The organism is Pantoea phyllosphaerae, from assembly GCF_051025595.1.
Lineage (GTDB): Bacteria > Pseudomonadota > Gammaproteobacteria > Enterobacterales > Enterobacteriaceae > Pantoea.
This window is the reverse complement of sequence record NZ_JBPFDE010000007.1, coordinates 218695-234561: the sequence shown is the minus strand read 5'-3', so window position 1 is coordinate 234561 and position 15867 is coordinate 218695. Positions and strand designations below refer to the sequence as shown.

At 54.6% G+C, this 15867-nt stretch carries 17 protein-coding genes; 14 read left to right on the top strand and 3 right to left on the bottom strand.

The genetic code is table 11. The features are described from left to right. The 6 genes from ACR6A7_RS12020 to ACR6A7_RS11995 all read left to right on the top strand — a co-directional run. The coding region (locus ACR6A7_RS12020) for a VENN motif pre-toxin domain-containing protein (RefSeq protein WP_434125071.1) at positions 1-1197 on the top strand (1197 nt) is incomplete at its 5' end. Further along, positions 1194-1658: a PM0498 family protein gene (locus tag ACR6A7_RS12015; protein WP_434125070.1), complete on the top strand. Its 465-nt coding sequence runs from the start codon at positions 1194-1196 to the stop codon at positions 1656-1658. The genes ACR6A7_RS12020 and ACR6A7_RS12015, both read left to right, overlap by 4 nt. Positions 1659-1899: 241 nt before the next feature. Further along, entirely contained in the window at positions 1900-2160 is a 261-nt protein-coding gene (locus tag ACR6A7_RS12010) for a hypothetical protein (RefSeq protein WP_434125069.1), read from the top strand. Next, the gene (locus tag ACR6A7_RS12005) at positions 2157-2522 is read left to right on the top strand and encodes a DUF596 domain-containing protein (RefSeq protein WP_434125068.1); all 366 of its coding nucleotides are present in this window, start codon (positions 2157-2159) and stop codon (positions 2520-2522) included. The genes ACR6A7_RS12010 and ACR6A7_RS12005 overlap by 4 nt, the downstream gene beginning before the upstream one ends. 274 nt (positions 2523-2796) lie before the next feature. Then, positions 2797-3708, top strand: coding sequence for a VENN motif pre-toxin domain-containing protein (locus ACR6A7_RS12000; RefSeq protein ID WP_434125067.1), 912 nt, complete (start codon positions 2797-2799; stop codon positions 3706-3708). A gap of 157 nt (positions 3709-3865) precedes the next feature. Next, positions 3866-4291, top strand: coding sequence for a DUF6392 family protein (locus ACR6A7_RS11995; RefSeq protein WP_434125066.1), 426 nt, complete (start codon positions 3866-3868; stop codon positions 4289-4291). Between the two features lie 591 nt (positions 4292-4882). Here ACR6A7_RS11995 and sapB read toward each other — a convergent pair. Together sapB and sapA are read right to left on the bottom strand one after the other, a co-directional pair. Continuing rightward, positions 4883-5848: a putrescine export ABC transporter permease SapB gene (sapB, locus tag ACR6A7_RS11990; protein ID WP_434125065.1), complete on the bottom strand. Its 966-nt coding sequence runs from the start codon at positions 5846-5848 to the stop codon at positions 4883-4885. Then, positions 5849-7471, bottom strand: coding sequence for an ABC transporter substrate-binding protein SapA (gene sapA, locus ACR6A7_RS11985; protein ID WP_434125064.1), 1623 nt, complete (start codon positions 7469-7471; stop codon positions 5849-5851). A gap of 169 nt (positions 7472-7640) precedes the next feature. On the opposite strand from sapA, the gene ACR6A7_RS11980 reads away from it, so the two are divergent. Next, positions 7641-7769: a hypothetical protein gene (locus ACR6A7_RS11980; protein WP_434125063.1), complete on the top strand. Its 129-nt coding sequence runs from the start codon at positions 7641-7643 to the stop codon at positions 7767-7769. Between the two features lie 373 nt (positions 7770-8142). Here ACR6A7_RS11980 and ACR6A7_RS11975 read toward each other — a convergent pair whose 3' ends face one another. Next, on the bottom strand, positions 8143-8385 hold the full coding sequence (locus ACR6A7_RS11975) for a hypothetical protein (protein WP_434125062.1): 243 nt from the start codon (positions 8383-8385) through the stop codon (positions 8143-8145). A gap of 789 nt (positions 8386-9174) precedes the next feature. Between ACR6A7_RS11975 and ACR6A7_RS11970 the strand changes: the two genes are divergently transcribed. The 7 genes from ACR6A7_RS11970 (at position 9175) to ACR6A7_RS11940 (ending at position 15864) form a co-directional block, all read left to right on the top strand. Beyond that, positions 9175-10062: a fimbria/pilus periplasmic chaperone gene (locus ACR6A7_RS11970; protein WP_434125061.1), complete on the top strand. Its 888-nt coding sequence runs from the start codon at positions 9175-9177 to the stop codon at positions 10060-10062. A 61-nt stretch (positions 10063-10123) separates the two neighbouring features. After that, the gene (locus ACR6A7_RS11965; protein ID WP_434125060.1) at positions 10124-12706 is read left to right on the top strand and encodes a fimbrial biogenesis usher protein; all 2583 of its coding nucleotides are present in this window, start codon (positions 10124-10126) and stop codon (positions 12704-12706) included. Positions 12707-12759: 53 nt separating this feature from the next. After that, positions 12760-13422: a fimbrial protein gene (locus ACR6A7_RS11960; RefSeq protein ID WP_434125059.1), complete on the top strand. Its 663-nt coding sequence runs from the start codon at positions 12760-12762 to the stop codon at positions 13420-13422. A gap of 79 nt (positions 13423-13501) precedes the next feature. Next, positions 13502-14047, top strand: coding sequence for a fimbrial protein (locus ACR6A7_RS11955; protein ID WP_434125058.1), 546 nt, complete (start codon positions 13502-13504; stop codon positions 14045-14047). After that, positions 14040-14666, top strand: coding sequence for a fimbrial protein (locus tag ACR6A7_RS11950; RefSeq protein WP_434125057.1), 627 nt, complete (start codon positions 14040-14042; stop codon positions 14664-14666). Before ACR6A7_RS11955 ends, ACR6A7_RS11950 begins: the two co-directional genes overlap by 8 nt. A gap of 108 nt (positions 14667-14774) precedes the next feature. Further along, positions 14775-15314 (top strand): fimbrial protein, encoded by a 540-nt coding sequence (locus tag ACR6A7_RS11945; RefSeq protein ID WP_434125056.1) that lies wholly within the window; start codon positions 14775-14777, stop codon positions 15312-15314. Further along, the gene (locus ACR6A7_RS11940) at positions 15307-15864 is read left to right on the top strand and encodes a hypothetical protein (RefSeq protein WP_434125055.1); all 558 of its coding nucleotides are present in this window, start codon (positions 15307-15309) and stop codon (positions 15862-15864) included. The genes ACR6A7_RS11945 and ACR6A7_RS11940 overlap by 8 nt, the downstream gene beginning before the upstream one ends. Positions 15865-15867 lie beyond the last annotated feature (3 nt).

Sequence of the window (15867 nt, the reverse complement as noted above, 5' to 3'; positions counted from 1 at the left end):
CAGTGGGGCACGGGCGGCAGTTATTCGATGGCGATGACCGCGGTGGCGGGCGCGCTGGGCGGGCTGAGCGCCAGCAATCTGGGCGCGGCAGCGGGCGGGGCGATGGCGCCGTACCTCGCTAACGCCATCAAAAAGGCCACGACAAGCTATGACGCTCAGGGTAATCCGCACACCGACGTGGTGGCGAACACCATGGCGCACGCGGTCGCGGGCGCGGTGCTGGCGCAGATAGCGGGCGGCAGCGCGGCGGCAGGCGCAGCGGGTGCGGCAGGCGGAGAGCTGGCGGCGAAAGCCATCGTGGCGGTGATGTATCCGGGCACGGACATCCGCGACCTGACGGAGAGCCAGAAGCAGACGGTCAGCGCGCTGAGCCAGATGGCGGCCGGGCTGGCGGGCGGGATAGCCTCGGATTCGGCGCCAGGAGGCGGGACCGGCGCGGGGGCCGGGAAGAATGCGGTTGAGAATAACTTCCTGAGCGTGACTCAGCTTGATAACTTCGCGCAGAAAGCCAGGACGTGTGAGGGTGCAGCCTGTCAGCAAGTGATTCATGACATGGTAGATACCAACCTGAAACAGCAGAAGGAAATGCTGGAGTTCTGTAGCAGCCAACCTGATAAATGTGCGAATAAGTATGGTTATCTGGTTGAGCAATGGGATGTGTTCGATCAGACCATAAAAAGAATGGATGCAGATGGCACTTTACCTAATGAATTTAAAAACTACCTTTCGGCTGTTTATGCCTCTGGCATGGAGACAGAAGGAACGATCGCTAGTTTAGGATGGCAGAAAAGATTTGAAGCACTTGGTATAGATAAAAATACAGCGGCAGCTATGGCTGCTACACTGCCTTTGCTGATAAATGCTAAGGGTGTCAAAAACGGTAAAGGAATTACTCAGCAAACGCCAATGTTGGGGCAAAACGGCGTAAAGACTTCAAGTAAAACCATATGGAAAGGTATTGGAAAAGAACGTATAGATGTTGAAAATCCAAACCCTGGGCAAAGACCTGGTCAGGTACATTACCAAGATAACAAAAATAATAAATATTATTATGATCCTAATAATAATAGTTTTTATAGCTTTGATGCAGCAAAGAATAGGATTCCTGCCCCGTCCTCAGTGAATAAACTATTGGATGACTCTAAGTTTAAGCAAGCCATAGATAAAGGCATCAAACAATATTTAGGTGAGAAATGATTATCTTTAATAAAGAGTTTAAATCGAAATTTCTAAAGGAAAAGACATGTACAGGCTCTATCCCCTTTAATCTTTTATCTTTGATTAAAAATGGTTTTGTTGAGCATTCTAATCAATGTGTATTTTTTTTGGAAAAACAACCAATTGATTCTAAAGAGAATGATGCTAATTTTTTTGATAAGACCGACCAAGAGATCTTTTACAACTCACTGAGAATTAGTGATTATGTAGAAAAAAATATCGCATCTGTTGCAATTAGTGTTACTGAGATGATTATTAGTGTGCTGCGTGAAAGGTTTCCTGAAAAAAAATTCGAAGTAATAGCATCGTTCGACGATTTCGAAGGAGAAGTGGACGCTGTGATAAAACTTCATGAAGTAAGAGATGAAGAGGTTCCATATATTGATGTAAAAAATATTGATAATTATCAGCAGCCTATTCTTATCTGTAGAACAAGTTGAATAGTAAGCACCCCGCATGTATTGAAAAAAGCGGTAATGACGGCCCGTGAGTGCTGTTAAAACGCGCAATAGGCTGAAGCGGGGAAAGCGGAATGAAGCGGAATGAAGCGGATAAGCAAAACTTTGGCATGATTACGGTGCGCGGGGATGTTCACTGGGAGGCAGTGTGCACTGGGAAAAAAACGCTTCGGACCAATAAATTCCAGCTCTGCAAACGCCTTAGCCAAACATTGGGGCACCAGTGTTCAAAGGTGCAACTGATGCTGATGTTATGAACTACTTTAAACAGCTTGCTGGTTCAGAAAAAATTCCAGAGGCTAAGGTTGTTCCGGGTAAAGGAGAGGTTTATTCCTTCAAAGTGACAGAGGGGCCTAATGCGGGTAGTACTATAACATTAAGAAACTTCTCAACATCAGCGAAACAAACTGGTGCAAAATGGACAATCGATTTAATGACTCCATCAATAAATAACGGCCGCCGGGTGGAGGTTAAATTCAAATGAAAGATATCAATGAAATATGCGAGAGCGTCAATAAAAGTGCCTATGGCTTATCGATAGGCGCAATATGGCAACATATAAGTGTTGAGTGCGCTGATTGCCCTGATAACTATTTATACAGAAAAGATGTTTTTTTCTATTTTCTAAGGAGCTTATTAGAATGTGGAAAAATAAAACTTGCAGCGAACGGAAGCTTTTTATCCGGCCCTTTCGAAAAACAAATAGGGAAATTGCAAGCAGCTTGGCCTACATATCCATCTAATGATGAAGATGATGATTTAGATGAATATGGCATGTGGTTTTTAGTCAAATCTCCAGTTGGAGTCGTCTGGTTAACACCAGATGGAAAAGAAATATGGACCTAAAAATCTTCCGGCCTCTGAGCCTAATGCTGGTCAGTTAAGCTTTTGAGAACCCCGCAGCGGATAACGCTGCGGTTTCTTTTTTACCGTCCGCGGATAGTGCCTCTGCCCCTGGCAAGGGAACACGAGGCTTTCCGCCATCGACAGATTTCATTCATCACCTGCGGTATTCGACCTGGTTCAACCCGAGGCAGCAGACTCTGCTGGCCGGTCAGATACAACGCCGTCTGCTTATGACGCCCAGAGTAACCCGCACACCGACGTGGTGGCGAACACCATGGCGCACGCGGTCGCGGGCGCGGTGCTGGCGCAGATAGCGGGCGGGAGCGCGGCGGCAGGCGCAGCGGGGGCGGCAGGCGGAGAGCTGGCGGCGAAAGCCATCGTGAAGGTGATGTATCCGGGCACGGACATCCGCGACCTGACGGAGAGCCAGAAGCAGACGGTGAGCGCGCTGAGCCAGATGGCGGCCGGGCTGGCGGGCGGGATAGCGTCGGATTCGGCGCCAGGAGGCGGGACCGGGGCGGGGGCCGGGAAGAATGCGGTTGAGAATAACTCCTTAGGAGATATAGCGCAGGCGCAGGCTGAGGGCAAAACGCTTGAGCAGAAAGCCGGTGAGCAGGTTAAAGCAGAAAACGAGCGTTACAGGAAGGCAAACTGCGGCGGCATGAGCGCCGAAGCCTGCTCGGTGAAAATGTACACGGAGCGGCGTGAAGCGCTGAAAGATACGGCATCACTGGGCGCTGACTTTTTGCCGGTCGTAGGAACCCTGAAAAGTGCAGCGGAGGCACAGAGCGCGCTGGATTATCTGATGGCCGCCGCATCCCTTATACCGGGGGAACGTGTTGCGTCAGGGGTTCTGAAGACGGCGGAGAAAGCACTAGCTAAGGGAGATGTGGCGGAAGCATCGAAGCTGATTAATAAAGCTAGCGAAGAAATTCAGGCAGTTAAGCCGCTAGATGTTGGTTCATATAAAGAACTTAAAGATCGTTCTGTAGTTGGCGATGGGCTGGAGCACGATCATATACCATCATTTGCTGCTATTCGTCAGGCAAAAGAAAATGAGCTAGGGAGAAAGTTAACTCCAGCAGAAGAAAAAATCTATATAACAATGCAACAGCTATTGAAGTACCTAAAGATGTACATCAGGCTAGCACTACTTATGGTGGTAAAAATACGGCATCTCAGGTAAAACAAGATGCGATAAATCTTTGCGGTGCAGAATGTCGTGATACAGATGCATTGAGAAGAAATATGCTAGACCGGGGATATGATCCTAAGCTTGTTGATGATGCAATAATACAACTCAAGGAAAAAAATTCTCAAATGGGAGTGACAAAGTAATGCTGATGTGGAATGAGTTTATTAAGTTGCTAGGTTGCTCAGAATTTGACAGTAAATTTGTCATCATTGCTAATGCTTTTAATGAGTTACCTAGGGTTGAGGAAAGTGTTTTAGGTGACAGGAAATACTACTCTTTTTTAAATTCAGGCGTTTTGTTTTTATTGGAAAACGAAGTTGTAGATCAGATTGTTTTTTATGTAAAAAGGGATGAGGGATTTTCTCAGTATAAGGGAGAGCTGCCAGTATCAATTGACAGTTCGGAGTGTGAGGCTATTGAAATATTAGGCAGCCCTTTGGGTTCAGGTGGCGGAAAAAAAGATTCACTTATTGGTTATATTGACCGCTGGATAAAGTATGTAAAAGATGAATATGCTCTTCATTTACAATTTGATCAGAATGATAGGTTAGCCAGAGTTACTCTTATGAGATAAATATAAAATCCTGCTACTATCCGGTGGGATTGTTTTCTGTTACTTAGTCACAGATCGAATGCTCAAATGCCTGAGCTCAACAGCCATGATAATTGGGGCATTCGTTCCAAATCTTGCCCCTTACAGCCAGTTTTCCTAAAGGTTTAGGCTGTGTCCGTCGATTAAACTGCCCCCTTTCCGCTACTATCCAGTTTTTTGATATCCGCCGTTTTAAAGATAGTGTAAATCCCACTAAACCCCCCCCTCCAAATTCACTATCGGCTACATCTACCAACAGCTGTTCGGCCTGGAGACGTACTGTAAAAGCTTTTGCGCGCTGCTGCAGTTTATGAAGGAGCGGCAGAAGTGCAAGTAGTCAAAAGTGATGCTTAAAGTTAGACCTACTACTATTATCGCTTTATGCCGTGGGGTGGCGGGAGAAGATTACACCGTGTAGTTATGAGGACGATACTATAATTTTTGATTAAGTCCAACCCTGTCATTGCAACCTGCTATATATGTCTGTGGGTTATCTCAGAACCCCTGATAACCCGCTATTATCTTCATCTGCTAATCGGTTATGAAAAACCGTCTGTTGCAGATAATTATTCCCTACCGCAACGCATACCACTCTTTATGCTTCAGCGGATTCATCGCCGCGCCAATAATATCGGAAACCACGTTCACCAGAATCACCAGGCCGCCAACCACCATCACGCCTGCGGAAATCGCCGCATAATCTTGCTGACGAATCGCATTAATGAGCCACCGGCCCAGGCCAGGCCAGTTGAACACCATCTCGGTAATCATCGCCAGCGTCAGCATGGTGGAAAACTGCAGGCCCAGACGCGGGATCACCGGCGGCAGCGCATTATGCAGCACGTGGCGGCGGATTACGGTAAAGCGCGACAGGCCGCGTGTGGCGGCTGCCTTCACGTAGTTCTTATCCATCACCTCACTGGTGCTGGCGCGCAGCAGTCGGATCACTTCGGTAGCGGGCGCGACCGCCAGCACAATCACCGGCAGAAGCATATGCGTCATTACGCTGACCAGCATCTCATGACGCCACGGCGACGGGCTCAGCCAGGCGTCGACCAGCGCAAGACCGGTAATATTTTGCACCGGATAGAGCAGGTCAAAACGGCCGGACACCGGCAGCCAGCCGAGCGTCAGTGAGAAAAACAGCGTAAACAGCAGCGCCAGCCAGAATAACGGCATCGAAAAGCCGAGCAGCGCCAGCGCGCTAATCACCTTATCCTGCCACTTATTACGCATCACCCCGGCACAAATACCCAGCGGGATCCCGGTCAGCAGCGCCAGCACAAACGCCAGCACGCACAGCTCCAGCGTGGCGGGGAACACCTCACGCAGCTGCAGGCCGATCTCCTGACCATTAGTGCTGGAGACGCCAAAATCAAACTGCAGCATGCCGCTGAACCAGAACCACCACGCATCAAACAGCGAAGCGCCTTCCAGCGGCGCGTTGGGCGTGAAGTAGCTCAGGCTAAAGCCCACCAGCGACAGCAGAAACAGGGTAATCACCAGCAATAACAGGCGACGCAACATATAGATGATCACTTACGGCTCCTCGCGCTCATCACGGTAGACGCCGGCAAAAGAGGTATTGCCGAACGGACTTAACACCAGACCTTTTATATCGTGTCGGTAGGCCTGCAACCGCAGCGAAGAGGCGAGCGGCAGCACCGGCAGATCGCGCGCCAGCATCTGCTGTGCCAGGTGATAGTTCTCAATGCGGCCCGCCAGCTGCTGCGACAGCAGCGCCTTCTGCAGCGCTTCATCAAAGCCGGGCGAGCACCAGTGCGCATAGTTGGTCTGCGAGCGAATCGCCGCGCAGCTCAGCAGCGGGCGGAAAAAACTGTCGGGATCGTTGCTGTCGGTTGCCCAGCCGGTGAGGGTGAGATCGTGATTCATCGCCATCAGCTGCGCTTCCTGAAAGCGGCCCTCTACCGGCGCGATGCTCACCTTAACGCCAACCTGCGCCAGATCGGCCTGCAGCAGCTCCGCCGTTTTCAGCGGGCTAGGGTTCCATGCCTGCGAGGCGGACGGCACCACCAGACGCAGATGGAGATCGGTAATGCCCAGCGCCTCCAGCTTGGCGCGCGCTTTTTTCGGGTCATACTCGGTGACGCGCGCTTCGCTATCGTAAGCCCAGGAGGCGCGCGGCAGCACCGAGGCGGCGGTTTCCGCCGTGCCGTAGTAGATCGACTCCATCAGTCGTTCGTTGTTAATCGCCAGCGCCAGCGCGTGGCGCACTTCCGGGCGGTCCAGCGGCGCTTTGCGGGTGTTGAACGCCAGATAGGCGATGTTCATACCGGGGCGCAGCGTCATGCGCAGGCGGGGATCGTCGCGCAGGATAGAGATCTGACTGGCGGCGGGATAGGCGAGTACGTCGCATTCGCCCGTCAGCAGCTTAGAGAGACGGCCCGTACCGCCTGCGCCCATATCGATCACCGCCTGCTGCAGGCGCGGCACGCCTTTCCAGTAGGCGGGATTGCGCGCCAGCCGAATATACTGTCCGGCGCGATATTCGCTGAGCTGGTAAGGGCCAGTCCCCACCGGCTGGCGATCGAGCTCTTCCTGGCGGCCGCTGCGGGTGAGCTGGTCGGCATATTCCGCCGACAGCACCGGCGCGTAGTGGGTGGCCAGATGCCAGAGAAACGAGGCGTCCGGGCTGTTGAGTCGGATCTCCACCGTATGACCGTCGAGCTTTTTAACGCTCTGCACCGAATCGGCGAACTGCAGGCTATCGAAGTAGGGATAGCTGCCGCCATTAACGTTGTGCCACGGATGGTTGCGATCGAACATGCGGGCAAAGCTGAATACCACGTCGTCAGCGTTCATTGCGCGCGTCGGCGTAAACCAGGAGGTGTGCTGAAAAGAAACGTTGCTGCGCAGATGGAAGCGGTAGGTCGCGCCGTTATCGCGCACTTCCCAGGAGGAGGCCAGGTCGGGCACCAGACGATAGGTGTAGGGATCGACATCCAGCAAGCGATCGTAAAGCTGCGCGGCGAGAGTATCGACAGCAAGGCCGCTGCTCGCCATCTGCGGATTAAAGCTATTCAGCGTGCCGTTGACGCAGTAGACGAAGCCGCTGTGGCGAATATCGCGATTCTCTGCCGACCAGGCAGACGCGCTGAACAGGCTGAGAACAAGCATCAGCGACGAGGTTAGTTTTGACATAGAACTCAACGGTGTTCGGGCAATAGGCTGAGTGTATCGCAAAGGCGGCGATGACCCAAAATATGGTGGCATGGCTGAGGGGAATTTCGCCAGGGAGCAGGCGATAGGCCCACCCTTACTGTGGTAATGAGAAAAATTCTCAATTAGATCTTTACAAGTGAGAACAAGAATGATTATTATTTCATTGCGCTTCAGCGGTGGCTCTACCGGTGAAGAGCACGACATTGCTCACATTGCTTCCAGTATTGTTGCCCGCGCAAGCGGGCTTTTTTTTGCGCGTCATATTCTGTCTCTCTGAACCTGTGTCGCTGCGCTACGCAGTCTCTCCCGAGATTAGCGCTATCGCCCTTCGAAAGGCCAATAGCAAGCAGGGGAGGTTACTCGGGCAGAGCAGGTGAAGCGTGCAGCAGTTTAACCCGCTTTTGGCAGAATATTCTTCGCGTTGTCATTGCATTAAGGCACAGAGGATAAGATAGAGATCTGTTCAATCTGTTCTGACTGTAGCGGTTTCTCATGGGTAAAAGGGATAAAAACAGCCTTTATAACGAATTTTTGATTTTGCTAGCCATCCTGTTTGCGGGCTATATCGGTCTGGTAACAATTTTAACTTTTATCACCCGTTTTCAGTTCTTTATTCATATAGCCGCGCAAAGGTTCTCTTCTTTTTTTAGTTAACCGCAGGCTTTAAATATCCAGCGGTAGGCCAGGTGTAGAAAATGTCTCAGGATTTCGAAAAAACCGTTCACTTCCTGGTCCACCAGGCACTGGCCAGTTTCAAGTGCATTGTTTACGCTATCTCTGTGATGAATAATTAATATAAAGCCTGTTATCATCACAAATACCGCCATTGCCACCAGCCCGAAGCCGCGAAGAGCAGGCGAGCCGGATACCCTGAATCTTGTGGTTTTTTTCATAAAATTGATCATAAGTATAAGTTGAGCCCTAAAAATGCGCGCTACAGGCATTGACGGTAAAGAGTATGGCACTCATCAGGGCCTTTAGTTTGCGCTTCGCTTAACCGATTTCCGGGATAAAAAATGGGAGGCGATGCACCGCAGGCGTTTTAGTCATATCCAGGTGCAGAAAAAATTCTTGATGCAGCATCAGACCCGCTTTTCTAAAAGTGAGCTATTTGACAACGTCGTAGTGAAAGAATAACAGACAGGCCATTCCCCCTGTTTCTTCCAGCTGATTCGCGCCACCGGCAGTGAGATACACCCACCTGTCAGGATACGCTTGTTTCTCAACATGGCACCCCCTTGTTCGACATCTCCCTCCTCTCTTGCGGCGCATCTGAAAGCAGAGTCCGCCCCCTTCAATGCTGGCTGGCGAATGATGCCGACGTCAGTACATCTGCCTGGGTGCGACAGAAGGCTACAGGCGGGAGCCTTAACGAATATTCAACTGGAAAATAATCAGCAATTTTAGATATTCTCATATGAGAACGATATTTTCTTTTGTGAATGCTTTCTGTATGAATAGTAAATTTAAACCGGTGAGAATATAACGCTTTTCAATCACTATCGTTAATAAAGTGCACCGACAATCTTTTCATTCTTGCACGTTGTTTTTTTAATGCTTTAGTGGCTTTTCCGGCGAGGGGTTCTGTTGCATTTAATTATCATGCCGCTCGATTTGCGCCTTCAAACACTCCATTTTTGATGGCTCGAACAGGCTGTGTTATTTATGTTCGGTTTAACTGTTTGCAATTACTATCCCGGGCGGCAGGATGTCTCTGCTTATTTATTGATGGGCAAATCGCGCATCGCTTTTATATTGCCTGCGCTTTCTGTTTTAGCCTTATTTATCCCATAAACGCCGCCTTACTTTTCCTGAGGGCAGGTAAGAACCGTTTCATTCGTCAAAAACGAGGTAAAAGCATGTCGTTCCATTACAGCTTCAGAAAAACCGCGCTGGCCGCTCTTACTGGCGCCTGCGCCTGCCTGAGTCTGCCAGCCCTGGCTGGCGGCGGCATCTCCATTCAGGGCACCAGGATCGTTTACCCGCAGGATGCAAAACAGGCGAGCCTGTCGGTAAGCAATTCTTCCGCGACTGACTCCTTTCTGGTGCAGTCCTGGGTGGAAGACGCGGCCGGGCATAAGACCGCGGATTTTGTCGTCACGCCGCCGCTCTACCTGAGCGGCCCGAAAAATGAAAATACCCTGCGGCTTATCCGCACGGGCGGGGGGCTGCCGACCGACCGGGAAACGCTCTACTACTTCACGGCCAAGGCCATTCCGTCAATCGACGACAGTCACTCCTCAAGCAACAGCGCCGTGCTGCATATCGCCACCGCCAACCGGATAAAGATGTTTGTCCGGCCGGCCGGGCTGAAGCCCGCGCCGGATCAGGCGCCGGCCCAGCTGGCATTTCATCAGCAGGGCGGTGAGCTGGCCATCAGCAATCCCACGCCGTACTACCTCACCCTGACGGGGATGAGCTCAGGCGGCAAGGCGCTGAAGGACGTGATGGTTCCGCCAATGGGTAGCGCATCCGATCCGCTTCCGGCGGGACACGGCGGCACGGTTTCCTACCGGACCATCAACGACTATGGCGCAACCACCCCAGCTCTTACCGCGGCCATCCGTTAGCGCCGTCAGAAGCTGCCTTCGTCGCTGTGTCGGGTTTTTATTGTGGGTGGGATTGCGCCAGATGTTCTTCAGGTTACGACCATTATTCACTCTGATAGGGCTCTCCCTGTCCAGCCACGCGCTGGCCGGGCTGCACTTTGATCCGGCCATGCTGTCGGATGACCCGCACGCCGTGGCGGACCTCTCGCGCTTTGAGAGCGGTCACGCCCAGGCGCCGGGCAGTTATCCGGTGGATATCTACCTGAACGGGACCTTTCTGCGCGCCGCTACCGTGCGGTTCGACGCCCTGGCGGGCGACGGCCAGCGGGAAGATATTCATGACAGCACTGGCCTGGCCGCCTGCCTGACTCGCCGCGACCTGACGAATATGGGCGTGAACGTAGCGGCCTTTCCCGGGCTGGCCTCCGCGCCTGACGACCAGTGTGTATCGCCGGGCAAGGTCATTCCACAAGCCTTCACGGCCTTTGACTTTCAAAAAATGCGTCTCGACGTCAGCATTCCCCAGGCGGCCTTGCTCAGTCACCCACACGGCTGGATAGCGCCTGAACGGTGGGACAACGGCATTAACGCTGCGCTGCTGAGCTACCAGTTTAGCGGCAGCGACAACCGGGGAAGCTACGGCGACAGCCGCAGCAGCTACCTCAATCTGACCAGCGGTCTGAACCTGGGAGCGTGGCGACTGCGCGACAACAGCACCTGGAGCGATAACCAGAGCCGCTACGGCGACCAGCGCCGCTGGCAGCATATCCGCACCTACCTGCAGCGGGCGATAGTTCCCTGGCGAAGCGAATTCACCGCCGGGGACGACTACACCAGCGGAGAGATGTTTGATTCCGTTTCACTGCGGGGCGTGCGGCTCACTACCGACGACGACATGTACCCAGACACGCAGCGCGGCTACGCGCCCGTTATCCGGGGGATCGCAAACAGCAATGCGCAGGTCAGCGTGCGTCAGAACGGCAACGAGATCTACCGCACCTTTGTGGCGCCCGGCGCCTTCGTTATCCGTGACCTTTACCCGGTGTCGTCAGGGGGCGATCTGGACGTCACCGTCACGGAGGCGGACGGCACGAAGCGCACCTTTACCGTGCCCTATTCGTCACTGCCGGTTCTGCAGCGCCAGGGGCACGTCCGCTATGACCTGGCCGCAGGCCGCTTTCGCGGCGGCAGCGATCGCTACGACACCCCGTCCTTTGCTCAGGGCTCCGTACTCTGGGGACTGCCTCACAACATCACGCTTTACGGTGGCGCCCAGCTGGCAAATAACTATCGCGCGCTTGCGGCGGGAATCGGATTCAGCATGGGCGAGTGGGGCGCGGCCTCAGCCGACGTGACCCAGGCCGACAGCACGCTTGCGGACGGGTCGCGGCATCAGGGGCAGTCTTTGCGGTTTATGTACGGCCGCTCGCTGGTCTCCACCGGCACCACCGTGACGCTGGCCGGCTACCGCTATTCCACACAGGGCTTTCACACCCTGGCTGAAACCGCCCTGAAGAGCATGTCGGGCTGGCTGCACGACGACGATGAGGTTGACGCTGCGGGCCGGCCGGTAAAGCGCAACTGGGCAGATCACTACAGCCTGTATAACAACCGGCGCGAGCGCATTCAGATCAGCCTCTCCCAGCGGCTGGGTAAGCTCGGTTCGCTCTATGTGACGGGCACACATGAGACCTACTGGCAGGAGAGTGAAAAGAGCGACACGGTGCAGGCTGGCTTCAGCAGCACGCTGGGGCCGGTCAGCTATAGCCTCTCCTGGGGCTACAGCCACGTCAGCGGTCAGCCCGGGGCCGACCGGACCCTGTGGCTCACCGCCTCGCTGCCGCTGGACGCGCTGCTGTCACATGAGGGCATCGCGTCGCACAACCATCAGCTGATGGCGACCTACAGCGCCGGGCAGAGCGCGGATGGACACCTTACCCATCAGGCCGGGCTCAGCGGAACGGCGCTGGAGGACGACAACCTTAACTGGAGCGTCACGCAGGCCTACGGGCAGGGCGCTGGCACCAGCGGGGATGTCAGCCTGGGCTATCAGGGTGGCGCAGGCAGCGCTTCGCTTGGGTACGGCTACAGCCACGACTACCGGCAGGTGCGCTACGGGCTGTCGGGCGGCGCGCTGTTGCACAGCGGTGGTCTGACGCTGAGTCAGCCGCTGGGCGAGACCAGCGTGCTGATTGCCGCCCCAGGCGCCGCAGAGGTGCCGGTGGAGAACGGCACCGGTATCCATACCGACTGGCGCGGCTACACGGTGGTGCCCTATGCCGGGCCCTATCGCGAAAACCGGGTAGCGCTGGACGTCAGTCGGCTGGACGACCACACCGATATCGACAACGCCGTTACCCACGTGGTGCCGACGCGCGGGGCGGTGGTTCGGGCAGAGTTCACCGCCCACACAGGCATTCACGCGCTGATGACGCTGCTGCATAACGGTGCGCCGCTGCCCTTCGGCACGCCAGTGAGCGCGGAGGGCGGCGGCAGCGGACTGGTCGGTGACGGCGGTCAGGTGTGGCTGACCGGCCTGCCGCTGAAGGGCATCCTGAAGGCGAAGTGGGGAGAGGACGCCGACCAGCACTGCACGGTGCGCTACAGCCTGCCGGTGAAAGTGCTCCGGGATCCGGTGGTTCAGGTGCAGGCGGTTTGCCGCTAAAGGTCGGCGCGACGCCAGCGCCGGCGACCGATTTTACCCGCGGCGGATGCCGCATGTGTTCATCATCCATAAACAACAGAGATAAGGAAAACGGTATGTCTTTCAACCTGAAAAAAAACGGTTCTGCCTGCGCCGTCGCGGCCGCGCTGCTGGCGGCGTCATGGGGGGCGCATGCCGGGAGCGGCGGCGGAAGTACGGCCACAACGAACCCGGCTCAGGCGGATGTGAAGTTCAAGGCGACGGTGACGGCGCAGACCTGTACCCCCTCGTGGAAAGCCACTGACGCCGTCACGGTGGACTTCAAAAACGTATCCGTTGCTGCCCTGAAGGGCACGGGCAGCGTCGGCTCGTCTCTGCCGTTCTCCCTCAGCCTGACGGAGTGCGCTGGCGTTCAGGGCGTCACCGTTCAGGCGGGCGGCACGGCGGACGCCAGCTACGCGCAGGCTTTTGCCAACACGAGTACGGAAAGCGGCGCCGCCACGGGCGTCGGCTTCGTGCTGCTGGGCGGAGACAAGCAGACGGTAATGACGCCGAATGACGCTACCACCGCAGTCGAATATGCCATGCCGATCGTCACTCCGGCCGGCGACAGCACCCCGGCTGTTTACGATACGAAGCTGACGATGCCATTCATGGCCGAGTTTGTGGCGACCGCCGATACGGTTGGTCAGGGACCGGCCAGCGGCGAAGCCACGCTCTACATGACCTACGAGTAAATCGAACCGGAACGGTAAGGCATCGGCGGCAGAGCGCCGCCGGTGTTTCGGCCGGAAAAGATAAGGAGGAGGGCCATCTGTGTTTAAACGAAACAAGGTAAAGGCGGTGTGTGTGCTTTCACCTCTGCTGACTCTTTTGTGGGCGACAGGGGCACAGGCCGGCGCCACGGCCAGTATTACCATCACCGCTACCATCGTTAACCGCACCTGCACGGCGAACTGGACGGATGACCCGACGAAAACAGACATCAAGCTGGGTGAGATTGATGCTGCAACGATGACGGCGAAAGGAATTATCGGCGGAAGTCGGGAGTTCACCCTGACGCTGACCGACTGCAGCAATGTCAATAAGGTCAAGGTGACCGCCAGCGGCACGCCTAGCGACGAAGATTCTACCGATTTCAAAAACAACGGCGATGCAGCGCACATCGGCCTTTATATCAAAGGTGGTCCGGATGAAAGCGTCACGCTGCATCCTGACGGTTCCGGCGAAGGGGATTATACGGTTAGCAACGGCACGGTCGCCATGAACTTCAAGGCTATTGTAGAGCGAACCAGTAGCTCGGATGCCCCAACGGCGGGTTCCATCAAGGTTCCGGTTACTCTCAAGATGAATTATGAGTAATACCCTAATGAAAATGCTGAATGAACCTGTGGATTTGCCTGTTCAGCGCCTGCGCTTCTGGCATGGCTTCACCTTGAAAAGATCGATATTTTTCAGTGGTATTCTGCTGCCGGTTTTCTGGACGGCGGTGGTCGATGCGGATGCGAGTGCCAGTGCCAGTGCCAACATGACCTTTACGGGTAGCGTCGTCAATCGAACCTGCACGCCGGGATGGCACGACACGATAACCGTTCCTTTTAATTCGGTTGACCAATCAAGCCTTCCAGCCCATGGCAGTATCAATAGTATTTACAAAGTATTTACCCTTTCACTGACGAACTGCAGTAGCGACGTCAGCAAAGTCAAGGTCACTGCCAGCGGCGCAGTTGACCCGGCTGATGCCAATATGTGGGCGAACAGCCTTGATTCGGGCGCAACGGGCATCGGCATGTATTTGATGGCTGAAGATGAAGATGGCACAGCATTACTGGCTGATGGTCGTGGTCAGGCAACCTTCCCGGTATCCAGTGGGGCTGTTGACATGAAGTTCAAGGCCTATCTGGAGGTCGATAACGATGCCAGGACGGTTACAGAAGGTAAGTTCAGCGTCCCGGTTACGCTCAACATAAATTATGAATAGGCGCGGGAGACGCCGGGCTCTGCCAGTACGGACAGAGAAAGCGGCGAGGCTATGCGCCTGCGAGCACAACAAACCGGACCTCAGCTCAGAAGGGTGAGAAAGGAGAAGATGTTGTATCAGAAGAAGTTAAGGGCTGCGCTGGTGCTTTCTACCCTGATGACCGTTTTAGGGTCGGCGGAAGCACTGGCTGGTGACATGGCCAGCGTTGACGTAACCGCCACGCTGGTAAACCGCACCTGCACGCCTGACTGGACCAATGACCCGAATAAAACAAACATCAAGCTGGGTACGATTGATGCCGCCTCTGCTGCCAAAGGAGACCTGAAGACCGTCGAGTTCACGCTGGGCCTGACGGACTGCAATGACGTAAAAAAAGTGAAGGTGACGGCACAAGGCCACGCTCACCCGTCCGCTACTACGGAATTTGGCAATACGGCCAGTAATGGCGCACTCGGTTTTGCCGTTCATCTTGAAGGGGGACCGAATGAAGACACCCGCCTTAAGCCGGACGCAAGCACCTCGGTCACTTATCCGCTCACTAATAACGCAGTGGATATGAAATTTAAAGCCACCCTGGAAAAGGTGGCTGACAAAACCACGAGCGGTGAGTTTTCAGCTCCCATTACCCTGACGATGGACTATGAATAATTTCGTAATAATTCGTATGCCGGGAGGCGTAGCCGCGTCGCTTTTGCTCTGTCTGCTGCCCGTCCTGTCGGGCAGCGCGCAGGCCAGTGACGGAGGAGGCGCCTCTGCCGGAGTGACCGTGACGGCAAAGATCGTCACCTGCCGGCCGGTGATTACCACGACGAAGTATGAGGTCGAGGTGAAGCCCAGCTCTGGCCTGAAGGAGAATGCGGCGGACAGCGGAGAAAGCTATTACCCCAGCAAGGTCGCGACCATCGACAATTCAGCCTGTGATTACGATGTCGATGTCACAGGGGATGTCTCGTCAGTTTTAATCAGCAGTCCCAATGTCGCTCTGAATGATATCAACGCACGGATTTCACTGGACCAGGTCGCAGGCGGGGTCGGGGGCGACTGGACAGAAAGTAATAACCACACCAAAAGTACGACGACGGTCAAAGCCGGGAAGACGCTGGTGCTCTACGCGGGCATTAACCCGCTGACGAGCCACACCGCCTATATCACCGGCAGCCACGAGGGGGCGCTTACTCTGACCCTGACGCCACACTGAGCA